General features: G+C 52.5%; 1 pseudogene. It reads right to left on the reverse strand.

The features are described 5' to 3' along the window. Positions 1–236 (reverse strand): annotated as a pseudogene (locus R0J92_RS26560) (bifunctional NADH dehydrogenase FAD-containing subunit/selenide, water dikinase SelD); the annotation flags it as partial.

Raw genomic sequence — 236 nt, forward strand, 5'->3', positions numbered from 1 at the left:
GCCTCCGCCTGTAGATAAAATCGCGACATAGCGGGTTTGGGGAGTAAACGATGCCAATGGATTTCCGTCGAGAAAATTCAATAGATTGTCCCATAATATAGGGCCTTGGCGCACTGCGTAGACGCCATTTTTCGCAAGATCCGGAAAGCGGCTGATGGAGACGCAATCGCCGGCACCGAAGACTTCAGGAAACCGGGGCGATTGAAGCGTCTCATCGACAGCCAGAAATCCGGCTT

It is taken from the genome of Tritonibacter sp. SIMBA_163 (assembly GCF_046535935.1).
In the GTDB taxonomy this organism is placed as follows: Bacteria; Pseudomonadota; Alphaproteobacteria; order Rhodobacterales; family Rhodobacteraceae; genus Epibacterium; species Epibacterium scottomollicae.